The 25910-nt window shown below is 65.2% G+C and carries 31 protein-coding genes and 1 riboswitch; of the genes, 11 read left to right on the top strand and 20 right to left on the bottom strand.

All coding sequences use genetic code 11. The features are described from left to right. Positions 1-380 precede the first annotated feature (380 nt). Positions 381-809: a CBS domain-containing protein gene (locus tag VGT77_RS03490; RefSeq protein WP_327459623.1), complete on the bottom strand. Its 429-nt coding sequence runs from the start codon at positions 807-809 to the stop codon at positions 381-383. Between the two features lie 69 nt (positions 810-878). Here VGT77_RS03490 and VGT77_RS03495 point away from each other — a divergent pair, with 69 nt between their 5' ends. Both VGT77_RS03495 and VGT77_RS03500 read left to right on the top strand, forming a co-directional pair. After that, entirely contained in the window at positions 879-1172 is a 294-nt protein-coding gene (locus VGT77_RS03495) for a hypothetical protein (RefSeq protein WP_327459625.1), read from the top strand. Further along, positions 1153-1533 carry an acyl-CoA thioesterase gene (locus VGT77_RS03500; RefSeq protein ID WP_414713353.1) on the top strand — a complete coding sequence of 127 codons (381 nt, stop codon included), beginning with the start codon at positions 1153-1155 and terminating at the stop codon, positions 1531-1533. The genes VGT77_RS03495 and VGT77_RS03500 overlap by 20 nt, the downstream gene beginning before the upstream one ends. On the opposite strand, the gene VGT77_RS03505 is transcribed toward VGT77_RS03500, so the two are convergent. The 8 genes from VGT77_RS03505 to VGT77_RS03540 all read right to left on the bottom strand — a co-directional run bounded on the left by VGT77_RS03505 (position 1530) and on the right by VGT77_RS03540 (position 6244). Continuing rightward, a complete protein-coding gene (locus VGT77_RS03505) occupies positions 1530-1895 on the bottom strand; it encodes a DUF1428 domain-containing protein (protein WP_327459629.1) in 366 nt (121 codons plus the stop codon). The genes VGT77_RS03500 and VGT77_RS03505 overlap by 4 nt on opposite strands. A gap of 25 nt (positions 1896-1920) precedes the next feature. Then, positions 1921-2580: a glutathione S-transferase family protein gene (locus VGT77_RS03510; protein WP_327459678.1), complete on the bottom strand. Its 660-nt coding sequence runs from the start codon at positions 2578-2580 to the stop codon at positions 1921-1923. After that, entirely contained in the window at positions 2577-3359 is a 783-nt protein-coding gene (locus VGT77_RS03515) for a VOC family protein (protein ID WP_327459631.1), read from the bottom strand. The genes VGT77_RS03510 and VGT77_RS03515 overlap by 4 nt, the downstream gene beginning before the upstream one ends. A 25-nt stretch (positions 3360-3384) precedes the next feature. After that, positions 3385-4107: a dihydrofolate reductase family protein gene (locus tag VGT77_RS03520; protein ID WP_327459633.1), complete on the bottom strand. Its 723-nt coding sequence runs from the start codon at positions 4105-4107 to the stop codon at positions 3385-3387. Then, entirely contained in the window at positions 4100-4789 is a 690-nt protein-coding gene (locus tag VGT77_RS03525) for a glutathione S-transferase family protein (protein WP_327459635.1), read from the bottom strand. Before VGT77_RS03525 ends, VGT77_RS03520 begins: the two co-directional genes overlap by 8 nt. A gap of 3 nt (positions 4790-4792) precedes the next feature. Further along, the gene (locus VGT77_RS03530; RefSeq protein WP_327459637.1) at positions 4793-5269 is read right to left on the bottom strand and encodes a VOC family protein; all 477 of its coding nucleotides are present in this window, start codon (positions 5267-5269) and stop codon (positions 4793-4795) included. A gap of 11 nt (positions 5270-5280) precedes the next feature. Then, positions 5281-5694, bottom strand: coding sequence for a DoxX family protein (locus VGT77_RS03535; protein ID WP_327459639.1), 414 nt, complete (start codon positions 5692-5694; stop codon positions 5281-5283). Between the two features lie 133 nt (positions 5695-5827). After that, the gene (locus VGT77_RS03540; RefSeq protein ID WP_327459641.1) at positions 5828-6244 is read right to left on the bottom strand and encodes a VOC family protein; all 417 of its coding nucleotides are present in this window, start codon (positions 6242-6244) and stop codon (positions 5828-5830) included. A gap of 71 nt (positions 6245-6315) precedes the next feature. Between VGT77_RS03540 and VGT77_RS03545 the strand changes: the two genes are divergently transcribed. Together VGT77_RS03545 and cobS are read left to right on the top strand one after the other, a co-directional pair. Beyond that, on the top strand, positions 6316-7008 hold the full coding sequence (locus VGT77_RS03545; protein ID WP_327459643.1) for a winged helix-turn-helix transcriptional regulator: 693 nt from the start codon (positions 6316-6318) through the stop codon (positions 7006-7008). 46 nt (positions 7009-7054) lie between these two features. Next, on the top strand, positions 7055-8059 hold the full coding sequence (cobS, locus tag VGT77_RS03550) for a cobaltochelatase subunit CobS (protein WP_327459645.1): 1005 nt from the start codon (positions 7055-7057) through the stop codon (positions 8057-8059). Positions 8060-8148: 89 nt separating this feature from the next. On the opposite strand, the gene VGT77_RS03555 is transcribed toward cobS, so the two are convergent. Together VGT77_RS03555 and VGT77_RS03560 are read right to left on the bottom strand one after the other, a co-directional pair. Beyond that, entirely contained in the window at positions 8149-8874 is a 726-nt protein-coding gene (locus VGT77_RS03555) for a PEPxxWA-CTERM sorting domain-containing protein (protein WP_327459647.1), read from the bottom strand. A 110-nt stretch (positions 8875-8984) separates the two neighbouring features. Then, positions 8985-9608: a hypothetical protein gene (locus VGT77_RS03560; protein ID WP_327459649.1), complete on the bottom strand. Its 624-nt coding sequence runs from the start codon at positions 9606-9608 to the stop codon at positions 8985-8987. Positions 9609-9755: 147 nt separating this feature from the next. Here VGT77_RS03560 and cobT point away from each other — a divergent pair, with 147 nt between their 5' ends. Further along, the gene (gene cobT / locus VGT77_RS03565) at positions 9756-11582 is read left to right on the top strand and encodes a cobaltochelatase subunit CobT (RefSeq protein ID WP_327459651.1); all 1827 of its coding nucleotides are present in this window, start codon (positions 9756-9758) and stop codon (positions 11580-11582) included. A gap of 24 nt (positions 11583-11606) precedes the next feature. On the opposite strand, the gene VGT77_RS03570 is transcribed toward cobT, so the two are convergent. Continuing rightward, positions 11607-12182 carry a GNAT family protein gene (locus tag VGT77_RS03570; RefSeq protein ID WP_327459653.1) on the bottom strand — a complete coding sequence of 192 codons (576 nt, stop codon included), beginning with the start codon at positions 12180-12182 and terminating at the stop codon, positions 11607-11609. Between the two features lie 66 nt (positions 12183-12248). Here VGT77_RS03570 and VGT77_RS03575 point away from each other — a divergent pair, with 66 nt between their 5' ends. Continuing rightward, positions 12249-13106 carry an SDR family oxidoreductase gene (locus VGT77_RS03575; RefSeq protein WP_327459655.1) on the top strand — a complete coding sequence of 286 codons (858 nt, stop codon included), beginning with the start codon at positions 12249-12251 and terminating at the stop codon, positions 13104-13106. Between the two features lie 145 nt (positions 13107-13251). On the opposite strand, the gene VGT77_RS03580 is transcribed toward VGT77_RS03575, so the two are convergent. From VGT77_RS03580 to VGT77_RS03595, 4 genes are all read right to left on the bottom strand, one after another. Next, the gene (locus VGT77_RS03580; RefSeq protein ID WP_327459657.1) at positions 13252-14187 is read right to left on the bottom strand and encodes an electron transfer flavoprotein subunit alpha/FixB family protein; all 936 of its coding nucleotides are present in this window, start codon (positions 14185-14187) and stop codon (positions 13252-13254) included. Then, positions 14184-14933, bottom strand: coding sequence for an electron transfer flavoprotein subunit beta/FixA family protein (locus tag VGT77_RS03585; protein ID WP_327459659.1), 750 nt, complete (start codon positions 14931-14933; stop codon positions 14184-14186). The genes VGT77_RS03580 and VGT77_RS03585 overlap by 4 nt, the downstream gene beginning before the upstream one ends. A 26-nt stretch (positions 14934-14959) precedes the next feature. Continuing rightward, positions 14960-16159: an ADP-forming succinate--CoA ligase subunit beta gene (gene sucC / locus VGT77_RS03590; RefSeq protein WP_327459661.1), complete on the bottom strand. Its 1200-nt coding sequence runs from the start codon at positions 16157-16159 to the stop codon at positions 14960-14962. 61 nt (positions 16160-16220) lie between these two features. Beyond that, positions 16221-16520, bottom strand: a complete 300-nt coding sequence (locus VGT77_RS03595; protein WP_327459662.1) for a hypothetical protein — start codon at positions 16518-16520, stop codon at positions 16221-16223. Positions 16521-16635: 115 nt separating this feature from the next. Here VGT77_RS03595 and VGT77_RS03600 point away from each other — a divergent pair, with 115 nt between their 5' ends. After that, entirely contained in the window at positions 16636-17130 is a 495-nt protein-coding gene (locus VGT77_RS03600; protein ID WP_327459664.1) for a sterol desaturase family protein, read from the top strand. Here the strand turns inward: VGT77_RS03600 and VGT77_RS03605 are convergent. From VGT77_RS03605 to crtY, 4 genes are all read right to left on the bottom strand, one after another. Further along, positions 17105-18028, bottom strand: coding sequence for a phytoene/squalene synthase family protein (locus VGT77_RS03605; protein WP_327459666.1), 924 nt, complete (start codon positions 18026-18028; stop codon positions 17105-17107). The genes VGT77_RS03600 and VGT77_RS03605 overlap by 26 nt on opposite strands. Further along, positions 18018-18599, bottom strand: coding sequence for a TIGR00730 family Rossman fold protein (locus tag VGT77_RS03610; RefSeq protein ID WP_327459667.1), 582 nt, complete (start codon positions 18597-18599; stop codon positions 18018-18020). Before VGT77_RS03610 ends, VGT77_RS03605 begins: the two co-directional genes overlap by 11 nt. A 74-nt stretch (positions 18600-18673) precedes the next feature. Continuing rightward, a complete protein-coding gene (locus tag VGT77_RS03615; RefSeq protein ID WP_327459669.1) occupies positions 18674-20161 on the bottom strand; it encodes a phytoene desaturase in 1488 nt (495 codons plus the stop codon). Further along, positions 20158-21261 (bottom strand): lycopene beta-cyclase CrtY, encoded by a 1104-nt coding sequence (gene crtY / locus VGT77_RS03620; RefSeq protein ID WP_327459671.1) that lies wholly within the window; start codon positions 21259-21261, stop codon positions 20158-20160. Before crtY ends, VGT77_RS03615 begins: the two co-directional genes overlap by 4 nt. 229 nt (positions 21262-21490) lie before the next feature. On the opposite strand from crtY, the gene VGT77_RS03625 reads away from it, so the two are divergent. From VGT77_RS03625 to VGT77_RS03640, 4 genes are all read left to right on the top strand, one after another. After that, complete coding sequence (locus VGT77_RS03625) at positions 21491-23335, top strand: M3 family metallopeptidase (RefSeq protein WP_327459673.1); 1845 nt, start codon at positions 21491-21493, stop codon at positions 23333-23335. A 261-nt stretch (positions 23336-23596) separates the two neighbouring features. After that, positions 23597-24316 (top strand): sterol desaturase family protein, encoded by a 720-nt coding sequence (locus VGT77_RS03630; RefSeq protein WP_327459679.1) that lies wholly within the window; start codon positions 23597-23599, stop codon positions 24314-24316. Next, positions 24279-24671 carry a DUF2141 domain-containing protein gene (locus tag VGT77_RS03635; RefSeq protein ID WP_327459674.1) on the top strand — a complete coding sequence of 131 codons (393 nt, stop codon included), beginning with the start codon at positions 24279-24281 and terminating at the stop codon, positions 24669-24671. Before VGT77_RS03630 ends, VGT77_RS03635 begins: the two co-directional genes overlap by 38 nt. A gap of 162 nt (positions 24672-24833) precedes the next feature. Then, positions 24834-24926: riboswitch (TPP riboswitch) on the top strand. Positions 24927-24969: 43 nt separating this feature from the next. Continuing rightward, positions 24970-25910 (top strand): phosphomethylpyrimidine synthase ThiC (locus VGT77_RS03640; protein ID WP_327459676.1); only part of this gene is annotated, 941 nt, incomplete at its 3' end.

The raw sequence follows: 25910 nt of genomic DNA on the forward strand, positions 1-25910 counted from the left end.
CTCCTTACGTATGGATACGTGAAGGACATACAGACAGACTTGGCTTTAACCGATTACCCGACGCCTAGAAGCCGCCAGAAACCGGAGCCGCCGCCCACATGTCCCTTCATCATACATCAACAATGTCAAAGAGCCGAAAACAGGGACGCCTTGAGGCCTCCTCCTTTTACCGAGGTTGCCGGGCGTCCTAGCTTTCTTGCAACCGCATCAGTGGGAGCCCGAAGACCCGCGTCGCTGCGGTGAGGGGGCGATATATGAGGGGCGTTACGCCCCGTCAACAGCCATTTTGCAATTTTTCGAGGCGCTTGCCCGGAAGACCGTATAGCGCCTGCGAGAATGGCAATATGGATGCGAACGCCCCGGCCTTCAAGGCCCCCGCGTCAGGCGGTCTGGATATAGTCCCGCATCGCCGCTGCTTCGGCCTCGATCTTGTCGATCCGGTACTTGACCAGATCGCCAATCGAAACGAAACCGACCAGCCGATCGCCCTCGACCACGGGCAGGTGCCGGAAGCGGCGCTCGGTCATCAGCGACAGGGCGCCGAGCACGCTCTGGCCCGGCTCGACGGTCAATGCGGGCGAGGTCATCACGTCCGAGACGCGCTTGGGCAGCGCATCCGCGCCGGCCTTGGCCAGACAATAGATTACGTCGCGTTCGGAGAAGATACCGACCACCCGGTCGCCTTCGACCACCGGAAGTGCGCCGATGCGCTTGTCGGCGAGCAGGGCGATAGCCTCGGTGACGCTGCGGTCGCCCGAGATGCTGATCACCTGGCCCTCCCGCCCTTTCAGAACCGCCGCGATGGTCATGGCCGGGACTCCTTCAAAGCTGGAGCCTCACCATTGATGTTCCGGCGCGCCCGCCGCAAGGGGGAATGCATGGCCCGCCCAGACCTTTCCGACCCGGACTATGCCCGCTTCGCCTGGGCCCGGTACAAAAGACTGATGTGGTGGATGGCTTTAGTGTCGCTCGCCACGACCGCGATCGGGCTCGGCATTCTCTGGCAGACCCGCGGGCCATTGCCGCTTCTCTTCCTGATCTTCACCGCAGGCGGCATCTTCTTCTCGGTGCTGCTCGCCGCCGCTTTGATGGGGCTGGTTTTCCTGAGCTCAGGCACCGGCCATGACGACCACATCCAGGACTTCTCAAGGCATGACGATGACGATCTCTGAACCCATTTTGCGCGTGGCACCGCGCCCCGGCGACATCAACTCGAACGGCCATATCTTCGGCGGCTGGGTGCTTTCCCAAATGGACATCGCCGGCGGCATCGTCGCCGGGCGAACGGCGAAGGGGCCGACCGCAACGATCGCCATCGAGGCGATGAAGTTCATCGCGCCCGTGCTCTTACAGGACATTATTTCGGTCTATGCTCATGTCGAGCGGCGCGGCCGCACCTCCATGGGCATCCGCATCGAAGTCATCGCCGACCGCGGACGGGGCGCGGCACAGGTCAAGGTCACCGAGGGCCTGTTCACCTTTGTCGCCCTGGACGACCAGCAGCGGCCGCGCCCGATCGCCTGGGAGGACTAGATCTCCACCACCGGCGTGAAGCCGCCATAGATCATCCGCTTGCCGTCGAACGGCATTGGATTGGTCGCCGGATCCATGCGCGGATCCTTGTTGTTGGGGTCCATCATCTTGGCATAGGCGGCGTCGCGCGTCGCCTTGTCCGGCCATTCGATCCACGAGAAGCAGACATGCTCGCCGTCCTGCGCCTGGACCGCTCGGCGGAAGTCCGTGACCTTGCCGTCGGGCACATCGTCCTGCCAGCATTCGACGATGCGGATCGCGCCCATTTCCTTGAACATCGCGTCGGCGGTGTTGGCGTGATCGATGAACTTCTGCCTGTTCTCGGCAGGCACCGCGAGTACGAACCCGTCAATATAGGACATTTCAGCTCTCCTTCTCACTCTGAGGTCAGTCCCGGTCGGGCGCGCCGAGCGGGAAATAGCTGCGATAGGGGCGGGCTTCGTCGACGGCCCGGGCGACGCTGGGCCGGGCGAGCAGGCGCGCGCGATAGGCCTTGAGCGCGGTCAGCTCGGGCGCGATCGGGTGCACCCAATCAGCGTAGAAGAGCGCGGGCGCGGCGGCGCAATCCGCAAGGCTGAATCGGCCGGCCGCGGCCCATTCGCGGCTCTCCATCCAACTCTCGAGCCAGCGATAGACCCTCTCGAGCGCGGCTTTCGCTTGCTCCACCTCGACGGCATCGCGCCGCTCCGGGGGGCGGAGGGCGTCGTTCACCACCCGCTGCATGTTCGCCATCACATGGTTGTCGAACACCCGGTCCATGAAGCGGACTTCGAGTGCTGCGTCGTTATCATTTGGGATCAGCCGCACCGGCCCTGGATGGTGCAGTTGCAGATACTCGATGATCACGCTGGACTCGGCGACGGGCCGGCCCCGATCGACCAGCAGCGGGAATTTGCCGAGCGGCCAATGCCGGACGAGTTCCGGGCCGTTCTCGGGAAAGGCCGGGTCGACGTTGCGATAGTCGAAGGGGATGCCGTTCTCCCACAGCGGGATCAGCACCTTCCAGCAATAGGAGGAGAAGGGGTGGGCGAAGAGCTCCACCCTCAGCGCCTTGGCCCGACGAGCCCGAAGGCGGCGCCCTGGGGATCGGACCCGTTGATCGAAAACTCGCCGCCTGGAATCTCCATCGGGTCCATGAACAGCGTGCCGCCATTCGCCTTTATGTAGCCGGCCGCTGCGTCGATATCGGCGACCCGGAAATAGAAGCTCCAGGCGGAGACCGGCATTTGCGGCATCCGCGGCATGATCGCGCCGAGCATATGATTGCCGTGGCGGATGAACTCGTACTTGCCGAGTTCGCCCATATCCATGTCGCCGTCCTTCACCCAGCCGAACAGGCCACCATAGAAGGTCCAGGCCGCGGTCGGATCGTCCGACGACAGTTCGTTCCAGGCGCAGTGGCCGAGCATCGGACGATCGGCGGCAAAGGCGTTGCTGGGCTCCTCCGGGCGATCGGCCGGCGGCGTCGGGTGCATCACATAGAAGGGCGCGCCCTGCGGATCGGTGACCATCGCCATGCGGCCGACATTCTCCATGTCGCGTGCCGGCATCAGTACCCGGCCACCCTGCGCCTCGATGGTCGCGACGGTGCGGTCGACATCCGCAACATCGATATAGGCGACCCAGGCGGGACGCGCGCCGCCGCTCGTCATTTCCGGGGTCAGCGGGAGCAGGCCGCCGACCATCCCCTCGCTGGCGGTGATGTGCCGATAATGGGGATCACCGTCGAACGTCCAGCCGAGCAGGCCGGAGTAAAAGCCCTCCGCCGCCGAAGCATCGGTGGTCATCAACTCGTACCAGATGAAATTGCCTTGTGCGGTGGTCATCCTGCGCCTCCTCTTCTCGAGTCCTTTACCAGCTGCTCTCGGCGATGCGCCGCTGCCGTTCGGTTTCGCGCGGGCTCGTCGTCTGCGGTCCGGCCCAGCCATGCTCGGGCTCGCCGGCAAGTTCGTAGGTCGCGATCACGGCGCCGCTCGGCGTGACCTTGCTCTCGGTCATGCGCAGCGTGCGCGCAGGCGTGCCCTCGCCGAACAGCTTCTTGCCCTGGCCGAGCACGACCGGGAAGGTCATGACGGTCAGCCGGTCGATCAGCCCTTCGGCGAGCAGCTGGGGATAGAGCGTGCTGCTGCCCTGGATCAGCAGATCGGGGCCGTCGCCCTCTTTCACCCCGCGCAGGGCCGCCATCCCCTCCAGCCGGTAGCTGTTCGCCCAGCCGAGATCGGGGGAGCCGCGGGTCAGGACATATTTGTCGGCACGGGTGAACGCCTCGCCCATGGCAATCGCGTCTGCTTCCCCGGCATCGCTTCCGGCACGTTCGAACGTCCCGCCCATGTCGGTCGTCTCGCGGCTGATATAGGGCCAATAGGCGGCGAATATGTCGTAGGTGCGCCGGCCGAGCAGCAGGGCATAGGGCCGGTCGAACAGACGGTCGATGGCCTGGCCGACTTGCTCGTCGAAGAATTGCGGCAGCCAGCCGCCGTGCCGGAAGCCGCCGGTCGGGTCCTCGGTCGGTCCGCCCGGTGCCTGGATCACGCCGTCCAGCGACTGGAACACGCCGCCGATGATCTTACGCATGATGGTCTCCTGATTGAGCAGGCCTGCGAAACTCTTCGGGCACTTCGTCGATCAGGCCTGCGCGCAGCGCTTCCAGCGCGCGTCCAAACGCCGGTCGTGCTTCGCCCCGCGCGACATAGGCGACGAGGTTGGGGAAGGCCGTCAGGAGTTCCGAGCGGCCGAGGTGCCGGAGCACGGCGATCATCAACAGGTCGCCGGCGCTGAACTCACCCTCCAGGTAATCCTTGTCGCCGAGCCAGGCAGACAGTTCCTGCAATCTTTCGCGCACACGCTCGTCGACGCTGGGCAGCCGCGCTTTCGGCCAGGGCTGATCGCGCTCGAAAAAGCCTGTGACCACCCGATCCCAGATCACCGGTTCGACCGTGTTCAGCGCCGCGAACATCCAGGCGATGCCGCGCGCCCGGCCAGGACCGTCCTCGGGGAGCAGGCCGGGGCGGCTCTGGGCGATGTGAAGCACGATCGCGCCCGATTCGAACAGGACCAGACCGTCTTCCTCATAGGCCGGCACTTGTCCGAACGGGTTGCGGGCGCGGTGCGCGGTTTCCTTCTGCTCGCCCCAGTTTAATAGCCGCACCTCATAAGCCTGGCCGACTTCCTCCAAGGCCCAGCGCACGCGCATGTCGCGCACCAGCCCGCGGCCCTCGTCGGGAGCCCAGTTATAGGCGGTGACGGTCGGGGTCATGGCTCAGGCAGCCGCCGCGCGTTCGATCTCGGCGATGTCGATCTTGCGCATGGTCATCATCGACTCCATCGCGCGCTTCGCCTTCTGCGTGTCCGGATCGGTGGTCAGTTCGAGCAGGCGGCGCGGAGTCACTTGCCACGACACGCCCCATTTGTCCTTGCACCAGCCACAGGCGCTTTCCTGACCGCCATCGCCGACGATTGTGTTCCACAGCCGGTCGGTCTCCTCCTGGTCCTCGGTCAGGATCATGAAGGAGACGGCCTCGGTCTGCGGGAAGATCGGCCCGCCGTTCAGCAGGCAGAAGCACTGGCCGGCGATGGTCATGATAACGGTCAGCACCTGGCCGGCGGGACCGGACGGCGTCTCGACTGGCGAGCGGTTGACCTGCTCGATCCGGCTGTCGGACAGCAGCGACTCGTAGAAGGCTGCCTGTTCCTCAGCTGTATGGTTTGACCAGATGGTGGTGATGATCTTCTGCATGATCCCTCTCCTCAGGCGAACGGCAGCAGAGCGCGCAGGCGCGCGTCGCGCAGCCACAGGCCGCCCCAGGCGAGCAGGCCCAGATAGACGGCGAACAATGTGTGCGTGGCGAGCGGACTGCCGACCCGCAAATGAGTCGCGACCGCGCCGCCCAAATATGCGGTGAGCAGAATCGCGCCCAGGAAGCTGGTCCGCTTCCAGGCATAAAGCAGCGTGGAGATGGCCAGGATGGCGCCGAGAAGCCGCATGAAGGCTGCAGTTTCGGGAAGACCCAGCGGCGGGCTGTTGGCGATCATCAGCTCCGGCACCGCGAGCTTGCCGCCAGCGTCCATTGCGCAGAACAGGATGACGATCCCGCTCATCGCCCAGCCGGCCCAACGGGCCTTTCCGACCCGCGGCATGGTCTGTTCGACTGTCGTATCCATGATGCCTCTCCTCAGGCGAATGGCGTCGTGCCGGCGGCAAGGCTGTGGCCGATCAGGGCCGCGGCGGTGACCAGATAGCCGGCCAGCCCGATCAGGATGGTGCGTGCGTTGGTCATCACCGCCTCCATATTTCTCAAGCTGCTTGGGCCTGGTTCATGGCCCCGACGTCCATCCACATCGGCTCGAACACATGACCATCCGGATCCTCGAAGGCGCGGCCATACATGAAGCTCATGTCCTGCGCCGGGCGCGGCTCGCGGCCTCCTGCGGCGAGCGCTGCCTGCGTAATCGCGTCCACTTCGGCGCGACTGTCGCGCGACAGGCAGAGCAGTACCTCGCTGGTCGTATGGGCGTCGGCGATCTGCTTCGCTGTGAAGGTGCGGTAGAAATCGTGGGTCAGCAGCATGAAGCTGATCGTGTCCGACCAGGTCAGCATCGCCGCCTGCTCGTTGGAAAACTGCTCATTCTTCTCGCAGCCGATAGCCTCGTAAAAGCGGATCGAGCGCCCGAGGTCACTGACCGGCAGGTTCACGAAAATCATCTTCGGCATCACGTCTCTCCCTTGGTGCTGTGCGAATCACCTGTTGATGTTTGTGCGGTATCAGGTTATAAAAAGCAACTATGCAGTTAGAAAAAAGAACCGACGGGCCGAAGCTTCCGCGCGAACGCTGGTATGACGATGCTTGCGGAACGGCGATGGCGCTGGAGCTGGTCGGTGAGCGTTGGTCGCTGCTGATCGTGCGCGAACTGATGTTCGGCCCGCGGCGCTTCAACGAGCTCAAGTCCGGCCTGCCGGGCGTCAGCGCCAATGTGCTGACGCAGCGGCTGGAGGGGCTGGAGAGTTCAGGCGTCCTTACGCGTCGCAAGCTGCCGCCTCCCGCTTCGGTGCAGGTTTATGAGCTGACACCGCTCGGTTACGCGGCGGAGACGGTGATCAAGGAACTTGGGCGCTGGGCGGCCCAGTCTCCGCTCCACGACCCGATGCTGCCGCTCTCCGCCGCATCGATCATGCTCTCCTTCCGCACCATGCTGGATGCGAAGCGGGCCGAGGGACTAAATGCCGTGATCGGCTTTCGATTCGGCGAGGAGGCTTTTCGAGCGCATCTCGCTCAGCGCGAGATCCGGATCACGCGCGGTGAAGCGCAGGACGCCGTCCTGACTTTCACCGGCACGCCGCGCACTTTGGCCGCCGCAGTCTATGGCGGTCAGCCGCTCGATGCGCTCCATGCATCGGGCGAGCTGAGGATCGATGGAGACCGGGCGCTTGCGGAACGTTTCATCACCTTGTTTCCGCTGCCGGCCAAGCTCATCTGACGGTGACCTTGCGGGGGCGGGCTCCCGCCCCTAACGACGAGCCGTCATGACCGACATCGCCAATACCCAGCCCGACAGCCGCGACAGCACCCTTCTCGCCGCCCCCGACAAACAGGTGAGCGTGCGCGAACTGTTCGGCATCGACACCGACATGATGTGCCCGGCCTTCAGCGAGCCGGACGAGCGGGTGCCGGACCTCGACCCCGCTTATGTGTTCGATCCGGACACGACGCTCGCGATCCTGGCGGGCTTTGCTCACAATCGCCGCGTGATGGTCCAGGGCTATCACGGCACCGGCAAGTCGACCCATATCGAGCAGGTCGCGGCGCGGCTGAATTGGCCATGCATCCGCATCAATCTGGACGCGCATATCAGCCGTATCGACTTGGTCGGACGCGACGCGATCGTGCTGCGCGACGGCCGGCAGGTGACGGAATTCCGCGAAGGCCTGCTGCCCTGGGCGTTGCAGCATCCGGTTGCGCTCGTCTTCGATGAATATGACGCGGGCCGCCCGGACGTGATGTTCGTGATCCAGCGCGTGCTGGAGACGGAGGGCAAGCTCACCCTGCTCGACCAGAACCGGGTCATCCGCCCGAACCACCATTTCCGCCTGTTCGCGACCGCGAACACCGTCGGCCTCGGCGACACCACCGGCCTCTATCACGGCACCCAGCAGATCAATCAGGGCCAGATGGATCGCTGGAATATCGTGGTCACGCTCAATTACCTGCCGGCGCAGGTCGAGGCGCAGATCGTGATGGCCAAGTCCGGCGAATATGACCTGCCCGAAGGCAAGAAGCAGGTCGACAACATGGTCAAGGTCGCCGAGCTGACCCGCCAGGGCTTCATCAACGGCGACATTTCGACCGTCATGAGCCCGCGCACCGTGATCACCTGGGCGCAGAACACGCTGATCTTCGGCGATGTCGGCTTTGCCTTCCGCCTGTCCTTCCTCAACAAATGCGACGAGGCGGAACGGTCGCTGGTCGCGGAATATTATCAGCGTGTCTTCGGCAAGGACCTGCCCGAAAGCGTGGTCGGGAAGGCGTAACTCAACTGCTTGTCATTGCGGGGAGCGGAGCGACGAAGCAATCCAACGGCTCAGCTTGATGGTTGCTTCGCTACTCTCGTAATGACGAGTCAGGCGAACGCCACTCGCTTCCGGCGCCGCAGCGCCGCGCCGGTCCCGCTAAAGCCCAGGATCATCAGCGCCCAGCTTGCGGGTTCGGGCACCGAGGTGTCGACAAAGCTTTGGAAGCCTGCGTCGAAGCGGCTAGGCGTCGTGTTGAAGACGCCGTTCGTGAAGCCGAACAGCTGCCCGCCGGCATAGTCGGTCGAGTAGAATGTCGGCTGCTGACCCGGCACCGGCGCCGTCGCGGTGCCGACAACGATGCCGGCGAAATTCAGACCCGGAGCCACCTCCGCCTCGAACAGCACCGAATAGCGCGTACCCGCGGCGACCACGAAGCCCGCGTCGAGCGTATCGAACGACACGGTTGTTCCGGCACGTGCGGCAGGTGAGCTGGGGAGCGCCGGGAAGGGGGTATATTGGACCGCAAGCACCGATCGCGCGCCGGCCGCATAGTCGCCGTCGATCAGCGACAGCTTCAAGGCGCCAAGCTGCGGACTCATGTTGAAGGCCTGAAACTCGATACGCGCCAACCTTCCGGCGGTGCCCGCGGTGAAGGTCTGCACGCCGCCTAAGTATGTTTCGGGCTGGTTCGGTGGCGACACGCGGCCGACCCGCTGCACCACGTTTGCGGGTCCGGTCGGCTGGACCAGAAAGGACTGGTCGAGCACCACCGCGGCCGCCGTCGGCGCCGCCGCAGCGATCAGCGCGGCCGAGATCATCATTGCTTTGAACATCTTAACACCCCTTCTTTCGTCGCCTCTGCCCGCAGGCGGCCGGAGTGACAACAAGGAAAAGGGGCGGCGAGTCGCCTCGCCGCCCCTTCCCTGCGCCCGGCCTTACTTCGTCAGGCGAAGCGCACCCCCTTCACGCGACGAGCGCGGCGTAGAGCTACGCCCGCGGCGCCGAAGCCAAGGATGAGCATGGTCCATGTTTTCAGTTCGGGAACGGCGGTGACCTGGCCGACGCTTACGTCGTCGAACACGGCATTGCCGCTCGACTGCACGAAGCGGACCTCGTCGAACGCCGTGTCGCTGAAGAAGTTGACATAGGTGAAACCGGTGTCGGGGTTCGGGCCGGAAAAGCCCGCCTGCTCGGGCGAGCCGACCAGGTTGTATGTGCCCAGGCTCTTGCTGTCCGAAAGCAGCTCGACCGTGTTGTTGCCGTCCAGCTGGTCGGCGCGATAGCCGAAATATTTGACCTTGCGGCTGAGCTTCAGCCCGGCCTCGCCGGCACCCAGCGCCGACGCGCCGCCCGCAAAGCTGAAGCCGCTGAATACTCCGGTCACGTCCGAGCCGCCGAAGCTGGAGTTGAAGCTGCCCGGCGTTGCCGCCTCGAAGGACTCGACGAAGGCGCCCTGGCCGATCATCGCCTGGGTCGCCGCGGACCGCTCGACATGGACGGTCACATACGCCGCCTGAGCCGCACTCGAGAGGCAGAGCGCCGCCGCCAGAAGAACCCATTTACGCATGCAACCAACCCTTGAGAAACGACTCTGTCACCGACCTGATGGCTCAGGCCGGCGCCCACTGGGAAGGTTGATTCAGGGTTAAGGAAAGGTGGCGGCGATTGCCCCCGCGCTTGCAACCCGCGGCGCCTCCGCCAATTGGGAGGAGCAATGGCCGATTCACCGCTCGATCGCTTCCGCTCCGTCCTGTCCGGCGCCGCCCGGGCGATCTCGCACGAGCAGGAAGTCGAGCTCGCCTTCACGGCCGACGCGCCGAGCCAGTCCGGCAAGAATATGCGCGTGCCGATGCCCGCGCGCTCGCTGCCGCCCGAGCAGGTCGCCGAAGCGCGCGGCTTCGCCGACAGCTTCGCGCTCCGCCTGCGCCACCATGACGCGGCGCTGCATGCCAGGGGTGCCCCGTTCGAGGCGGTCGCCCGCGCCGTCTTCGATGCGGTCGAGACCGCGCGCGTCGAGGCGCTTGGGTCGAAGGGCATGGCCGGCGTGCAGGCCAATCTCAGCCATGCGCTCGACCTTCGCATGCGCTCCGACCCGATCACCCGCGCCCGCTCCGCCGACGAAGTGCCGCTGTCGACCGCGCTGCAGCTGATCGTGCGCGAGCGGCTGACCGGCCAGGCGCCGCCCGAGGCGGCCGCGTCCGGACTCGCTCTGGTCCGCGAATGGATCGAGAGCAAGGCCGGCAGCGACCTCGACGCGCTGGCGCTCGCGCTCGACGACCAGAATGCCTTTGCCAAGCTCGCCACCCGGCTGCTCGAGGATCTGGAGCTGGTCGATGCCGAGGCCGAGCCGACCGAAGATTCGGAAGCGGGCGAAGAGGGCGAAGGCGAAGAGCCGGACGAAGGCGAGGAAGGCGAGGACGAGGATCAGGGCTCGTCCGGCGCCGACGGCGAGATCCAGGCGCGCGCTGAGCAGCAGGACGGCGACGATCCGGAGAATGAAAGCGGCGAATCGGACGAGGATTACGAGGCCGAGGGCGACGCCCAGGCCGGCGACGATGGCGACGAGGGCATGCTGCCGGTCCGCCCCAACCGGCCGCTGTCCGACCTGTCGCCGCAGTTCGACTATAGGGTGTGGACGACGCGCTTCGACGAAGTGATCGAGGCGGGCGAGCTGTGCGACGAAGACGAGCTCGGCCGGCTGCGCGCCTATCTCGACCAGCAGCTGGTGCACCTACAGGGCGCCGTCACCAAGCTCGCCAACCGGCTGCAGCGGCGGCTGATGGCGCAGCAGTCGCGCAGCTGGGACTTCGACCAGGAGGAAGGGCTGCTCGACGCGGCCCGGCTCGCCCGGGTGATCGTCAATCCGGCCCATTCGCTCAGCTACAAGATCGAGAAGGACACGGAGTTCAAGGACACGGTCGTCACCCTGCTGCTCGACAATTCGGGGTCGATGCGTGGACGCCCGATCTCCATTGCCGCGATCTCCGCCGACATCATGGCGCGGACGCTCGAGCGGGTGGGCGTCAAGACCGAGATTCTCGGCTTCACCACCCGCGCCTGGAAGGGCGGCCAGGCGCGCGAGGACTGGCTGGCGCAAGGCCGTCCTCCCCAGCCCGGCCGCCTTAACGACCTCCGTCACATCGTCTACAAGCGCGCCGACGAGCCCTGGCGCCGCGCCCGCAAGTCGCTCGGCCTGATGATGCGCGAGGGGCTGCTCAAGGAGAATATCGACGGCGAGGCCCTGCTCTGGGCGCATAACCGGCTGATCGGGCGCGCCGAGGAGCGCAAGATCCTGATGGTGATCTCGGACGGCGCGCCGGTGGACGATTCGACGCTGTCGGTAAACAGCGGCTCATATCTCGAAAAGCATCTGCGACAGGTCATCGCCTGGATCGAGAATCGCTCACCCGTCGAACTGGTCGCGATCGGCATCGGCCATGACGTCACCCGCTATTATGCGCGGGCCGTGACGATCATGGACGCGGAACAGCTTGGCGGGACGATGGTCGAACAGTTGGCGGGATTGTTCGACCAGGCGTGAGGAACGCGTAAAACTTATCCGTTCTTACTGGCCCAGCCTTTCCAGCAACCTCGCCTCCACCCCCGCCCACTCATTCCGCAGCACAGAAAACACGACCGTGCTCCGCACCCGCCCGGTCCAGGTCACGAAATTGTCGCGGAGTATGCCTTCCTGCACCGCGCCCAGCTTCAGCACCGCCGCGCGCGAACGGGCGTTGATCGCGTCGACGCGGAACGCAACCCTCCGGGCGCCGCTGGCGAAGGCGTGACCGAGCAGCAGGTATTTCGCCGCCGGGTTCACCACGCCGCCCCGCACATCCGGACGGTAGTAGGTGCCGCCTATCTCCACCGCCCCGGCGTGCGGCTCGATCGTGTAATAGTTGCTGATGCCGACGCATTTGCCATCGAGACACACCGCGAAGGGCATGCGATCGCCGGCGGCCTGCCGCTCCATCAGCTTCGTCCAGAATCCGTCGAAATGCTCGCCCGCCATGGAATAGGGGTAGATGGCCCAGATGTCGGCGTCCGCATTGGCAGCGTCGCGCAGCGCCTCGCGGTGGCGCTCCTCCATCGGCTCCAGCGTAACCGGGCCCCAGCTCAGCCGTTCCGCTCTCAACTCCATGCCGCCCCTCCCTGAACACCGCTCGTCCCCATGCGTTTGGCGGTGAAATCCAGCAGGAGTGAGGCAATGTCGGAGACAGAAACCATCGGCATGATCCATGAAGACCCGCTGCCGGGGCACGAGTCCGAGCTCGAGCCCAAGCCCGACTGGGAGCCGCGCTATCCCGGCTCGGGCCGGCTGCAGGGCAAGGTGGCGCTGATCACCGGCGCCGATTCGGGCATTGGCCGCGCCGTCGCCGCCCTGTTCGCGCGCGAAGGCGCCGATATCGCAGTCGCCTATCTGTGCGAGCATGATGATGCGCAGAAGACGTGCGAGATCGTCGAGCGCGAAGGCCGCCGCGCCATCCGCATTGCCGGCGATGTCGGCGACAAGGATTTCTGCACCCAGGCGGTGGAGCGCACCGTCGCCGAGCTCGGCGGGCTCGATATCCTCGTCAACAATGCCGGCGAGCAGCACCCCGACAAGAATATCGAGGACATCACGGAAGAGCAGCTGAAGCGCACCTTCCAGACCAACATCTTCGGCATGTTCTATCTGGTGCAGGCGGCGCGAAGGCACCTGTCCGCAGGGTCGGCCATCATCAACTGCACCAGTGTGACGATGTACAAGGGCTCGTCGGAGCTGCTCGATTATTCGGCGACCAAGGGCGCGATCACCGCCTTCACCCGGTCATTGTCCGAGAATCTGATCAAGGACGGCATTCGTGTGAACGCCGTCGCTCCGGGTCCGATCTGGACGCCGCTCAACCCGATGGGCGGCGCGACGCCCGAGAAGCTCAAGGATTTCGGCAAGTCGACGCCGATCGGCCGCCCCGGCCAGCCGAACGAAGTCGCGCCGAGCTTCCTGTTCCTGGCTTGCGAGGACTCAAGCTATATGTCGGGCCAGGTGCTGCACCCGAATGGCGGCGAGATCGTGAACGGGTGACCGATCCCCCTCTCCCGCGCGCGGGAGAGGGAGGGGCCCGCTCGCGAAGAGAGTGGGAGGGTGAAGGTCTGCCTCGAGACCCGACGCCCTCACCCTGGCTGCTGCGCAGCCGTCCCTCTCCCGCAAGCGGGAGAGGGTTGCAGAATCACCCCGGCAGCTTTTCGGTCAGTTCCGGCACGACCTTGAACAGGTCGCCGACCAGACCGATGTCGGCCACCTGGAAAATCGGTGCGTCCTCGTCCTTGTTGATGGCGATGATGGTCTTGGAGTCCTTCATGCCCGCGAGATGCTGGATCGCGCCTGAGATGCCGACGGCGATATAGACTTCGGGCGCCACGATCTTGCCGGTCTGGCCCACCTGATAGTCATTGGGCACATAGCCGGCGTCGACCGCGGCGCGGCTGGCGCCGACAGCGGCCTTCAGCTTATCCGCGAGCGGCTCGATCAGCGCGTGGAAATTCTCGCCATTCTGCAGCGCGCGGCCGCCCGAGACGATGATCTTGGCGCTGGTCAGCTCCGGACGCTCCGACTTGGAGAGCTCGGCGCCGACAAAGCTCGACAGGCCGGCATCGCCAGTCGTGCCGATCTTTTCGACCTGTGCCGAACCGCCGGTCTTCTCGGCCTTGGCGAAGGCGGTGCCGCGCACGGTGATCACCTTCTTGGCGTCGGTGGACTGCACGGTCGCGATTGCATTGCCGGCGTAGATGGGCCGAGTGAAGGTGTCGTCGCTTTCGACCGACAGGATGTCCGAGATCTGCATCACGTCAAGCAGCGCGGCGACGCGCGGCGCGACATTCTTGCCGGTGGAAGTCGCCGGCGCCAGGAACGCGTCGCGATCGGCCATCAGGTTGACGATCAGCGGCGCGACATTCTCGGCCAGCTCATGCTCGTATGCCGCGTCTTCGGCGAGCAACACGAGGCTGACGCCGGCGACCTGCGCGGCTTGGTTCGCCACCGCCTCACAGTTTGCGCCGGCGACCAGCACATGCACGTCGCCGAGCTTCGACGCGGCGGTCACCACCGCCAGCGTCGCGTCCTTCAGGTTCTGGTTGTCGTGATCGGCAAGAACGAGCGTCTTCATGCGACAACTCCGAGGCTGGTGAGCTTGGTGATCAGTTCATCCACATCGGCGACCTTGACGCCCGCCGAGCGCTTGGCGGGTTCGACCACTTTCAGCGTCTTCAGCCGCGACGCGGTGTCCACGCCATAGTCGGCCGGCGCCTTGGTCGCGAGCGGCTTGGACTTGGCCTTCATGATGTTCGGCAGCGACGCATAGCGCGGCTCGTTGAGGCGAAGATCGGTGGTGATGATGGCGGGCGTCTTGAGCGTGATCGTCTCCAGGCCGCCATCGACCTCACGGGTAACGGTCACCGTGTCGCCGGACACCTCGACCTTGGACGCGAAGGTCCCCTGCGGCCGGTTCATCAGTGCGGCGAGCATCTGGCCGGTCTGGTTGGAGTCATCGTCAATCGCCTGCTTGCCGAGGATGACGAGACCGGGCTGTTCCTCTTCCGCGACCTTGGCGAGTAGCTTGGCCACGGCGAGCGGCTCGACCTCGTCGTCGGTCTGGATCAGGATCGCGCGGTCGGCACCCATGGCCAGCGCCGTGCGCAGCGTTTCCTGCGCCTTGGCCGGCCCGATCGAGACTGCGACGATCTCGGTCGCGGCGCCCTTCTCCTTCAGCCGAATCGCTTCTTCGACCGCGATCTCGTCGAACGGGTTCATCGACATCTTTACGTTCGCCAGGTCGATGCCGCTGCCGTCGGCCTTCACCCGCGGCTTCACATTGTAATCGATCACCCGCTTCACGGGGACGAGAATTTTCATCGGTTCACCCTTTCAGTTCGGGAAAGTCAGGCCGCTTTCGCCACTTCCGCCACGATCTTGCGCGCGGCATCACCCAGGTCGTTGGCGGGCACGATCGCGAGGCCGCTTTCGGCCAGGATCTTCTTGCCCTGCTCGACATTGGTACCTTCGAGACGGACGACCAGCGGCACCTTCAGGTCCACTTCCTTCGCCGCGGCGACGATGCCGTCGGCGATGATGTCGCACTTCATGATGCCGCCGAAGATGTTGACGAGGATGCCTTTGACGGCCGGATCGGCGAGGATGATCTTGAACGCCGCCGTCACCTTCTCCTTGGAGGCGCCTCCGCCCACGTCGAGGAAGTTGGCGGGAAAGGCGCCGTTCAGCTTGATGATGTCCATCGTCGCCATGGCGAGCCCGGCGCCGTTGACCATGCAGCCGATATCGCCGTCGAGCTTGATGTAAGCGAGATCGTATTTCGACGCCTCCACTTCCATCTCGTCTTCTTCGGTCAGGTCGCGCAGCTCGGCCAGATCTTTGTGGCGGAACATCGCATTCGAATCGAAGCCGACCTTGGCGTCCAGCACCATCAGCTTGCCGTCGCCTGTGATGGCGAGCGGATTGATCTCGATCTGCGACGCGTCGGTGCCCAGAAAGGCATCATACAGCTTCGACGCGACGCTCGCCGCCTGCTTGGCGAGATCGCCGGTTAGCCCCAGCGCCGCCGCGACCGCGCGGCCGTGATGCGGCATGAATCCGGTCGCCGGATCGATGTCGAGCGTGTGAATCTTCTCCGGCGTGTCATGCGCCACCGTTTCGATGTCCATGCCGCCTTCGGTGGAGACGACCATGGCGATTCGCCCGGAGCCGCGGTCGACCAGCAGCGCCAGGTAGAATTCCTTTTCGATGTCGACGCCGTCGGTGACGTAGAGGCGGTTGACCTGCTTGCCGGCCTCGCCTGTCTGGATCGTCACCAGTGTGTTGCCGAGCATCTCGGTGGCGGCCGCGCGGACCTCGTCGAGCGTCTTCGCCAGCCGCACGCCGCCCTTGGCGTCGGGGCCGAGTTCCTTGAACTTGCCCTTGCCGCGGCCGCCGGCATGGATTTGCGCCTTCACGACATAGAGGGGGCCGGGCAGCTGCTCCGCTGCCTTCACCGCTTCCTCGACGCTCATCGCGGCGTGTCCGGCGGGCACGGGCACGCCGAACTCCGCGAGCAATTCCTTGGCCTGATATTCGTGAATGTTCATGGGCAGCCTTCGCAGTTGCGGCAAAGGCCTAAAGCATGGGCGGGCGCGCTTGCCAAGGTCGCTAAAGGCCGAGCCCGCAAACCGCCAGTGATGAGGTGGTGACGCTCAGTATTTCAGGGTCGCGCAGCGCTCGGACCTTGCGCATGAATTCCGCTGCGGAACGCGGACGATCCTCGCTGAGGCTGCCGAGCGACCTAAGCTTCAGCAGCTGAGTAAGGGAGAGCCGATCGACCATCCGGTCCGCCATGCACTCGGATGTGTTCTTACCGAGACCGGCGCGCTGCAACCCGCTCGCCAGCTGCGATTCGGGCGTCGCGCAGGATGCGAGGAAGCAGAACAGGAAGAGGCAGAACCGCTTCATTCTCGTCATCCCGAACTTGTTTCGGGATAAGCTATCCGCCGCTTCAGCCCTGACAAGCTTATCCTGAACCAAGTTCAGGATGACGAACGGTGATGTGCGGCACTATATCCAGCCCATGCCCGGCCCTGTCCTCTTCCTGTTCACCGTGATCGGCATGGAAGCCGTCGCCTATGCCGCGCACCGCTGGCTGATGCACGGGCCCGGCTGGTTCCTGCACAAGAGCCACCATCGCCCCCGCACCGGCCGGTTCGAGCTCAACGACCTGTATGGCGTGGTCTTCGCCGGGCCCTCGATCGCGCTGATCTTCGGCGGTCTCCATTGGGGCTGGGGCAGCTGGGCGGTCTGGGTCGGCGCCGGCATCGCCGCCTATGGCGCCATCTATTTCGGCTTTCACGACCTGATCGTGCACAAGCGCCTCAACCACCGCTACGTGCCCCGCTCCGACTATATGAAGCGGATCGTCCAGGCGCACCGGCTGCACCATGCGGTGGAGACGAAGGAAGGCACGGTCAGCTTCGGCTTCCTCGTCGCACCCCGGCCTGAAACGCTGAAGGCCGAACTCGCGCGCCGCGAGCGCAAGGGCGTCAGAGCGCCTGCGCCAACGCCCTGAACACCCAGCCGACCTTGGCCGCCCGGCTCGTCACCACCCGCCGGTCGAGCGCCCCCTCCCCGCGCCGCGCCACTTCGCGCGCGATGTCGCCATAGATGCCGGCGGCGGCGAGCACCGCCCAGCGCGAGCGGAACGGCAGCCGCCGGGCGCCGATCCGAGCGCTGGCTTCATATTGTCCCGCGAGGTCAGCGAGACGGCGGGTGAGAAGCGGCACCTTTTCCTTCTCTCCATTCGCTTCGAGCGAAGTCGAGAAGCGGTGCTGGACGTCTGGCTCGTTTCTCGACTTCGCTCGAAACGAACGGAGTTGGAGTTCTTCGATCCACTCCTCCGGCAGATAGCACCTGCCCCCTTCCGCATCCTCCCGCACGTCGCGTGCGATGTTGGCGAGCTGGAAAGCGATGCCGAGATCGTCGGCCCGCTTCATCATATCCGTGTCCTCAGGTGCAACGCCCATGACGACGGCCATCATCTCTCCGACCGCGCCGGCGACATGGTGGCAATAGCGGATCAGCTCGGCTTCCGTCTGCGGCCGCCAGCCTTCCGCATCGAGCGCAAAGCCGGCGATATGATCCTCGATCAGCGCACGCGGGATTGGCACCTCGGCACAGAGGAGCCGCAGCCCGTCGAACGACGCTTCGCCGACCCATTCCCCGGCGAGGGCGCGATCAGTCAGGTCGCGGATCGCCGCGACATCGCCGCCCTTGCCCAGCGCACCCCCCATCACCTGCCCGTCGGCCAGATCGTCGCACGCCCGGCACCAGGCATAGAGAAGCCATGCCCGCTCCCGCGTGCGGCGGTCGAACAGCTTGCTCGCAAGGTTGAAGCTCTTCGATCCCCGCGCGATGGTCTCGCGCCCGGTTGCGACGATCGCGTTTCGTGTCGGGTGGCTAGAGCTCATCCCGCGTCATGCGGAAGATGGTCTGGTGCGGCTCGTACGCCGCCATGCGGTCGAGCAGCGCGCCGAGTTCGTCGCCCACGATCATGATGCCGCGATGCTGCGGCCGGACGAAGCCGACCTCGGCCATATGCGCGTTGAAGGCGATCAGATGATCGTAAAAGCCGCCGGCGTTAAGCAGCCCGACCGGCTTTTCATGATAGCCGAGCTGCGCCCAGCTAATCGCTTCCCACAGCTCGTCCATCGTGCCGACCCCGCCCGGCAGGGTCAGGAACCCGTCCGAAAGGTCGGTAAACAAGGCTTTGCGCTGGTGCATGGTCTGGACGGTGTGGAGCTCAGTGAGCCCCCGATGCGCGACCTCGGCATTGACCAGCGCCTCCGGAATCACGCCGATCACTTCGCCCCCGACCTCAAGCGCGGAATCGGCAATCGCGCCCATCAGGCCAAGCTTTCCGCCGCCATAGACGACGCCGATGCCGCGTTCGGCAAGCGTCCGGCCGACGGTCCATGCCAGGTCCATGTAGAAGGGATCGGCAGGCGTCGCCGAGCCGCAATATACTGCCAGTCTTTGCACCAAATCTCCGTTCGTTTCGAGCGCAGTCGAGAAACCGTGTCTCGACTTCGCTCGACACGAACGGGTCTCCTTGGTCAAGCAGGTGCCAGCTGCTCCAACATCAACCCCGCCGTCGCCTTGGCACTCCCGACCACGCCCGGGATCCCTGCCCCCGGATGCGTGCCCGCGCCGACAAAGTACAGATTGCCGATCACGTCATCCCGGTTGTGCGTCCGGAACCAGGCGGATTGGGTGAGGATCGGCTCCAGGCTGAAGGCCGAGCCCAGATGCGCGTTGAGGTCCGCGGCGAAGTCGGTCGGCGCATAATGGAAACGCGTGACGATCCGCTCCTGCAGGTCCGGAATGCCAAGTCGCTCTGCCACGGCGTCCAGGATGCGCTCGGCGAAGCGCTCGCCTTCCACGTCCCAGTCGATCTTGCCCTTGCCCATGTGCGGCACCGGCGCGAGCGCGTAGAAAGTCGCGTGGCCCGCCGGCGCCATGGCCGGATCGGTCGCGGTCGGATGATGGAGATAAAGCGAGAAGTCGTCCGCCAGCGCGCCATTCTTGTAGATGTCGTCGAGCAGCCCCTTGTAGCGCGGCCCGAACAGGATCGAGTGGTGCGGCACCTCCGGAAAAGTCCCACGGACGCCGAAATGCACCACGAACAGCGACGGCGAAAAGCGCTTCCGGGCGAGGCCGCGCGCCGCCTTGCGCCCGCGCGCCGAGCCGCCGAGCAAGTCACGATAGCTGTGAACCACGTCGGCATTGGAGGCGACCGCATCCGCCTCGCCGCGCCAGCCGCTGCGGGTGCGTACCGCCGCCACGCGGTCACCGCGCGTCTCGATCTCCCCGACGGGGTCGCCCAGTCGCAGCGTCCCGCCGATTCGCTCGAAGTGCCGTACCATGCCGGCGACCAGCCGGTTGGTGCCGCCCTTGGCGAACCAGACGCCGCCATCCTTTTCGAGCTTGTGGATCAGCGCATAGATCGAGCTGGTCGCCATCGGATTGCCGCCGACCAGCAAAGTGTGGAAGCTCAATGCCTCGCGCAATTTCTCGTTCTGCACATAGCCGGACACGATCGAATAGACCGAGCGCCAAGCCTGGTATCGCGCCAGCGCGGGCGCGGCCTTCAGCATCGAGGTGAAGTCGAGGAAGGGCACCGCGCCAAGCTTCAGATAGCCCTCGCGATACACGCCGGCCGAATAGTCGAGGAACCGCCGATAGCCCTCCACATCGCGGGTGTTCAGCTTGGCGATCTCGGCGTTCAGCGCCGGCTCGTCATTCGAATAGTCGAACACCGTACCGTCGGGCCAGCTCAGGCGGTAAAAGGGCGAGACCGGCACCAGCTCGACATCCTCGGCGATGTCGTGGCCCGACAGCGCCCACAGTTCCTTCAAACAGTCCGGATCGGTGATGACGGTCGGCCCCGCATCGAAGGTGAAGCCGTCCCGCTCCCAATAGTAAGCCCGTCCGCCAGGCTTGTCGCGGCTCTCGACGACCGTGGTCGCGACCCCGGCGGACTGCAGCCGGATGGCGAGCGCCAGGCCGCCAAAGCCGGCGCCGATCACGATCGCTGTCTTCACTTCCGTCCCTTCAGGATCGCCCGCACCGCCCGGCCGATGGGCACCGGCGGCTTGCCGGTCAAGATGCGGAGCTTGTCAAAGCCGGTGCTTTCGGCGGCATAGAAGCGGCCGATCAGCGGCTCCGGCAGGCGGTAGAAGCGCTCCAGCACCTTGTACCGCTGCGCCGGCTCGGCCGCCCGGAACAGCATGGCGTCAAGCATGCGGTAGAATCCGCGCCGCTTCCATGCCTGCTCCGCATGCGTCCGGGTCAGCCGCGCAAGCGCCTGCGGCGACAGATCGGGCGCTCGCGCGATGGCAGAGGCGAGCCGCACCGCGTCCGGCAGCGAATAGCCGGTGATTGGATGAGACAGCCCCGCCCGCATCCCCGCCTTCGCCCGGCTCTCACCCGTCGAGCGCCAGTAAGCATCGAAATCGCCGCCGATGATGACGGGCAGCACGCCGGTCTCGACCCGGTTGGCCGGCACGCCAGGCCAGCCCTGCCGATCCGCATAGGCCAGGATGCGCTCCCGCAGCACGGCGACGTCCAGCTCGGGCGTGTCACTGTAATAAGTTTCCTCGATGAACAGCCGCGTCGAGCCGAACGGCAGCACATAGACGAACCGATAGCCGTCCAGCTGATCGACCGTCGCGTCCATCACGATCGGCCAGGTCAGGCCGTGCGGCCGATCGGTCTCGATGGTCATCCCCATGAATTTCTGCCAGCCGAGATCGAGCGCCGACAGGTCGCCCGTCCCCCGCGCGTCTATGTCGCCCAGCTCCGCGGCCTCGCTCAACCGGACGCAAGGAAGCCGCTCTCGCAACACCTGGTCGAACCGTTCGGACTCGATCGAGTTATAGCCCGCCGCGATCGTCCGCCGGTGCGCCGGGAACCGCACTTCATAGCCGTCCCAGCGGTGCGACACGAACGGCGCGACGAGCCAGCGATCCTCGTCGGCGATGTCGCTATCGAAAAACGACCAGACATGATTGCCGCCCAGCCGGTCACCTGCCTCGACCAGCTCCACCGCCACCTCCGGCCGCCGCTCAGCCAGGGCGAAAGCGATCAGCCCGCCCGCGAGGCCGCCGCCCAATATCCTCACCGCCTGACCGCGCTCCGCCACCTCACGCGCCTAGCCCGGAACCCGCCCCGATCAAATCGAAACTCCGCAAGCGGTGGAAGTGACATCCGCTGCTACGATGTTGCGCTCCAAAACGGATTGTCGACAGCACGAGTCCTGCCGTTAAACTTGTGCCTTTCACGATCGGGTGGGGCATCGTGCGCAAAGCTCATGACATCGGATGCTGCGGGTCGTCCGCTGAACGCACCCTTGGTTCAGAAGGAGGTTGCCGATGAGCGGGAACGTTCTGCTTGTATTTCTCCTAGCCTCTGGAGCAGCGCAAGCGCTCGTCGCACCGGCTGATGTTTCACCTGATTGGGACACAGGCTTGGTCTTCTCGAGCAGCGAATCGGCGGAAGCCGAACGCGCGTCTATTGAAGCCGCGCTCCCTGGACTGGGGCAATGGCGCGGCAGGCTCAACGATCCGGCCGCGATACGGGCTGCTCTCGATGCACGTTCGGCGATGCGTGCTCGCGTGGCGCGCATCTCTATGTGGGCCAACATGCGCGTAACTCGGAACGGAGCAGACAGCGTGGCCGCCGCCGATCTCGCCACCGCGGGTGCGCTGTGGGCGAAGCTGGAGGCCGCGACCGCCTATATGGAACCTGAACTGGTAGGGCTTGGTGAAGGCAGACTGAAGAGTCTCGCCGAGAGCGCGGCGCTCAAACTGCACAAGCTTACGCTCGATCGGCTGCGCGCGCGCGGCCCCCGGGTGCTGCCGACCGAACAGGAATCGCTGATCGCCGGGCTTAAGCCTCTGTTGGGCGCCCCCACGATCGTCCGCGACGTTTTCACCAATGTGGAGATGCCCTGGCCGTCGATCACGGTGAAAGGCGAGAACCGCCGGCTCAGCCCTGGAGCCTATGGCCGTACGCTCGCCGACCCCGATCGAGGGACGCGCAAGGCGGCCTGGGAAGCATTTGCCGGTACTCAACGCTCGTTCAAGGGAACGCACGCGGCTCTCCTGTCAGCTTATCTGTCCAACGCGGCCTGGGAGGCAAAGCTACGCGGCTGGCCGAGCCAAGTGGACATGCTCACTGCCGACGATCCGCTCCCTGCAGGCGCATTCCAAGCTCTAACCATAGAAGCTGAGACGGCCGCTCGAGGGCCGCTGGAACGATATGCCGCCCTGAAGGCCCGAATTCTTGGTCTTCCGGCCCTTGCTAGCTTCGACCTGGCAGCGCCGATTTCAGCCGACAACAAGCAATATTCAATTGATGAGGCCAAGGCGTTGACACTGGCCGCAGTGACGCCGCTCGGAGAGGAATACCGTGCGCGGCTCGCGAAAGGGCTGGCCGGGAGATGGATGGATTGGCGCCCCGGGCCTGCGAAAGCGCCAGGCGGCACCACCTTCTATGTGAGCCCGGAAATGCCGGCGTTTCTTGCGCTGAGCTTCACGGGGAACTTCCAGAGCGTCTCGCTTCTTGCCCATGAATGGGGCCATTGGATGCACTGGGACTATGCCCGAACCTCAGGGCAGCCGTTCGAGCTTCTGCTTCCCCCTACATCCTTAGGCGACACCGCGCCCTTTGTGCACGAGATGCTGCTCGCCGATCGTATGATCGCTACCGCGCCTGATCGCGAGGCCCGTATCGTCGCCATCGCGAATGCAATCGAGCGGCTGCGCACCACTTACTATGCCGTCATCGCGCAGGCGAGCTTCGACTTGGCGCTGCGCCAGGCCGCCGATCGGTCAGAGCCGATGGACTCGGACCGGATTTCCGAACTTTATTGCGTTGCGCGCAAGCGGTTCTCGCCCCCCTCCATCGCTTGGGATGCGCGCGATTGCCTGAACTGGGTAACGGAACCGTACGTGTACTTCGACCTGTATTTCTACAGGTATCTGCTCGCCACCAGCGCCTCCGCCTTCGTCGCTGAGGAGGTCGCGCGCGGCAGCGCGGTCAAAGCTCAACGGTTCAAAGATCTGCTTCGGTCGGGAGGTTCGAATAGCGCAGCGACGCTGCTTGCCACGGTGGGTTTCGACGCATCCAGGGCTCAATCTTACAGCGCGATGACGCGCAGGATGACACGACTCGTGGACTCACTTGCGCGTGAACTGGAAGCAAGGAACAAGTAAGCGCGCCCGCAAGGTGGCGAGAGGCTGGCCTAGGCGATGCCACGCACGTCAATCGAGCCACCCCCGCGCAAGGCCTTCTTGAAGCGACAGCTAGCTCGAGCGATCGGCTGCGTTCACCCAAATGCCTGCACTGGTCCGAGCGGACATTCGCGACAACCCGTTTGGCGCGACGCTGATCAGGGGGAAGCGCCGGCCGTTCCGTTCCCGCCGGCTTTGATCTAAGCGGGTCCTGTGGCCCTTGCCCTGCTCTCCGCCGTGCTGATGACGCTGATCGTCGGCGTGCGCTACCTGCTGACCAGCGGCGCCTTCGCCTGCCTGACGCGGCGGGTGCGGCCGGGGCTTTATGCGGGTCTCAACCCGCAGATGCGACGGGAGATCGGCTGGTCGCTCGCCTCCGCCGCCATCTACGGCGCGCCGGCCGGCGTGGTGGCCTGGGGCTGGCGCGAACATGGCTGGACTCAGGTCTATACCGACGTTGCGGCTTATCCGCTCTGGTGGCTGCCCGTCTCCGTCCTCCTCTACCTGCTCGCGCACGACGCCTGGTTTTATTGGACACACCGCTGGATGCACGCGCCCAGGCCCTTCCGCCTTGCGCACGCCGTGCACCATGCCAGCCGCCCGCCGACGGCCTGGGCGGCGATGAGCTTTCATCCCTGGGAAGCGATTACCGGCGCTGTTGTAATTCCGACACTCGTCTTCCTGATTCCGATCCATGTCGCGGCACTCGGCTTGGTGCTGGCGGTGATGACCTTTATGGGCGTGACCAATCATATGGGGTGGGAGGTGTTCCCTCGGGCGCTCGTTCACGGTCCGGCAGGCAGATGGCTGATAACGGCCAGCCATCACCAGCGTCACCACGCTGAATATAGGTGCAACTATGGGCTCTATTTCCGCTTCTGGGATCGGCTGTGCGGCACGGATCGGGGGCTTGGCGCTTTCGAGCATGCTGCTGATCGGCGCGGCGGAGCCGGGGGCGGTTGAGCTCGACATCGCCGGCCTGCGCTCCGCCAAAGGGGTGGTGCAGGTCTGCCTGACTCGCGATCCGGTGAACTTTCCCGGCTGCACCAACGATGCATTCGCAACTCGGCGTAAAGTCCCTGCCCGCACCACGCACCTGAGCTTCGACGGCCTGCCGAGCGGCGCTTATGCCGCCGCGCTCATCCACGACGAGAATGCGAACGATCGGCTGGATACGATGCTCGGCATCCCGCGCGAGGGTTTTGGCTTTTCCCGAAATCCGGTGATTGCCTTCGGTCCGCCGAAATTCGCGGCGGCACGCTTTCCGGTCGGGAGCGGGGCGACTGAGCAGCGGGTGCAGATCAAGTATCTGCTCTAGCCGTTGGACGTCATCCCGTCCTGAACTGGATTCAGGATTGTTTCGGGACAAGGGCCGGCAGCGGGTAGCCCGACGCTGCACTCCGCACCACGAGCAACACCACCCTGATCCTGAACCAAGTTCAGGATGACGGGCAGGGTTTCCCACGCTACAACCCCGCCATTCCCCGGGGGGACGCTGACCGGCGTCTGAGAGGCGGCTACGAAGCCGCGACCCGCCGAACCTGATCCGGTTGAGACCGGCGGAGGGAGGGAGCGGCCGACATCCGCACTCCGTCCGACCTTTGGAGAGCGAAGACATGGCCGATATCCCCGCCCGCACCGAACTGAAGGTCACCACCGGCGCCATTCGTGGCAGTCGCAAGGTGCATGTGGGCCCGCTCGGCGTGGCAATGCGCGAGATCGATCTGGAGCCTTCAGCCGGCGAACCGCCGCTTCGAGTTTACGACACCTCCGGCCCTTACACCGACCCGAATGCGCGCACCGACATCATGGCCGGCCTGCCCGAGCTCCGCCGCGACTGGATCCGCGGCCGCGGCGATGTCGAGGAAGTGACCCAGCGTGAGGTCCGGCCGGAGGATAATGGCCAGCTCGGCCCCGACCGCTCCGGCGGCGTCCAGCCCTTTCCGAATGTCCGACGCAAGGTGCTGCGCGCGCGTGCCGGCGCGAACGTCAGCCAGATGCACTATGCCCGCCGAGGGATCATCACGCCGGAAATGGTGTATGTGGCCGAGCGCGAGAATCTCGGCCGCGAAAAAATGGGGACTGTCCCTGTTTTTCGAGACGGCGAGAGCTTCGGCGCTGCCATCCCCGACTATGTCACGCCCGAGTTCGTGCGCGACGAGGTCGCGCGGGGCCGCGCGATCATCCCGTCGAACATCAACCATCCGGAAAGCGAGCCGATGGCGATCGGCCGCAACTTCCTGGTCAAGATCAACGCCAATATCGGCAACTCCGCCGTAGCGTCCGACGTCGCGAGCGAAGTCGACAAGATGGTATGGGCGATCCGCTGGGGCGCCGACACGGTCATGGACCTGTCGACCGGCCGCAACATTCACGACACGCGCGAATGGATCATCCGCAATTCGCCGGTGCCGATCGGCACCGTTCCCATCTACCAGGCGCTCGAAAAGGTCGGCGGCATTGCCGAGGAGCTGACCTGGGAGATTTTCCGCGACACGTTGATCGAGCAGGCCGAGCAGGGCGTCGACTATTTCACCATCCATGCGGGCGTCCGGCT

The sequence above is a fragment of the Sphingomonas sp. genome (assembly GCF_035944535.1).
Classification (GTDB): Bacteria; Pseudomonadota; Alphaproteobacteria; order Sphingomonadales; family Sphingomonadaceae; genus Sphingomonas_B.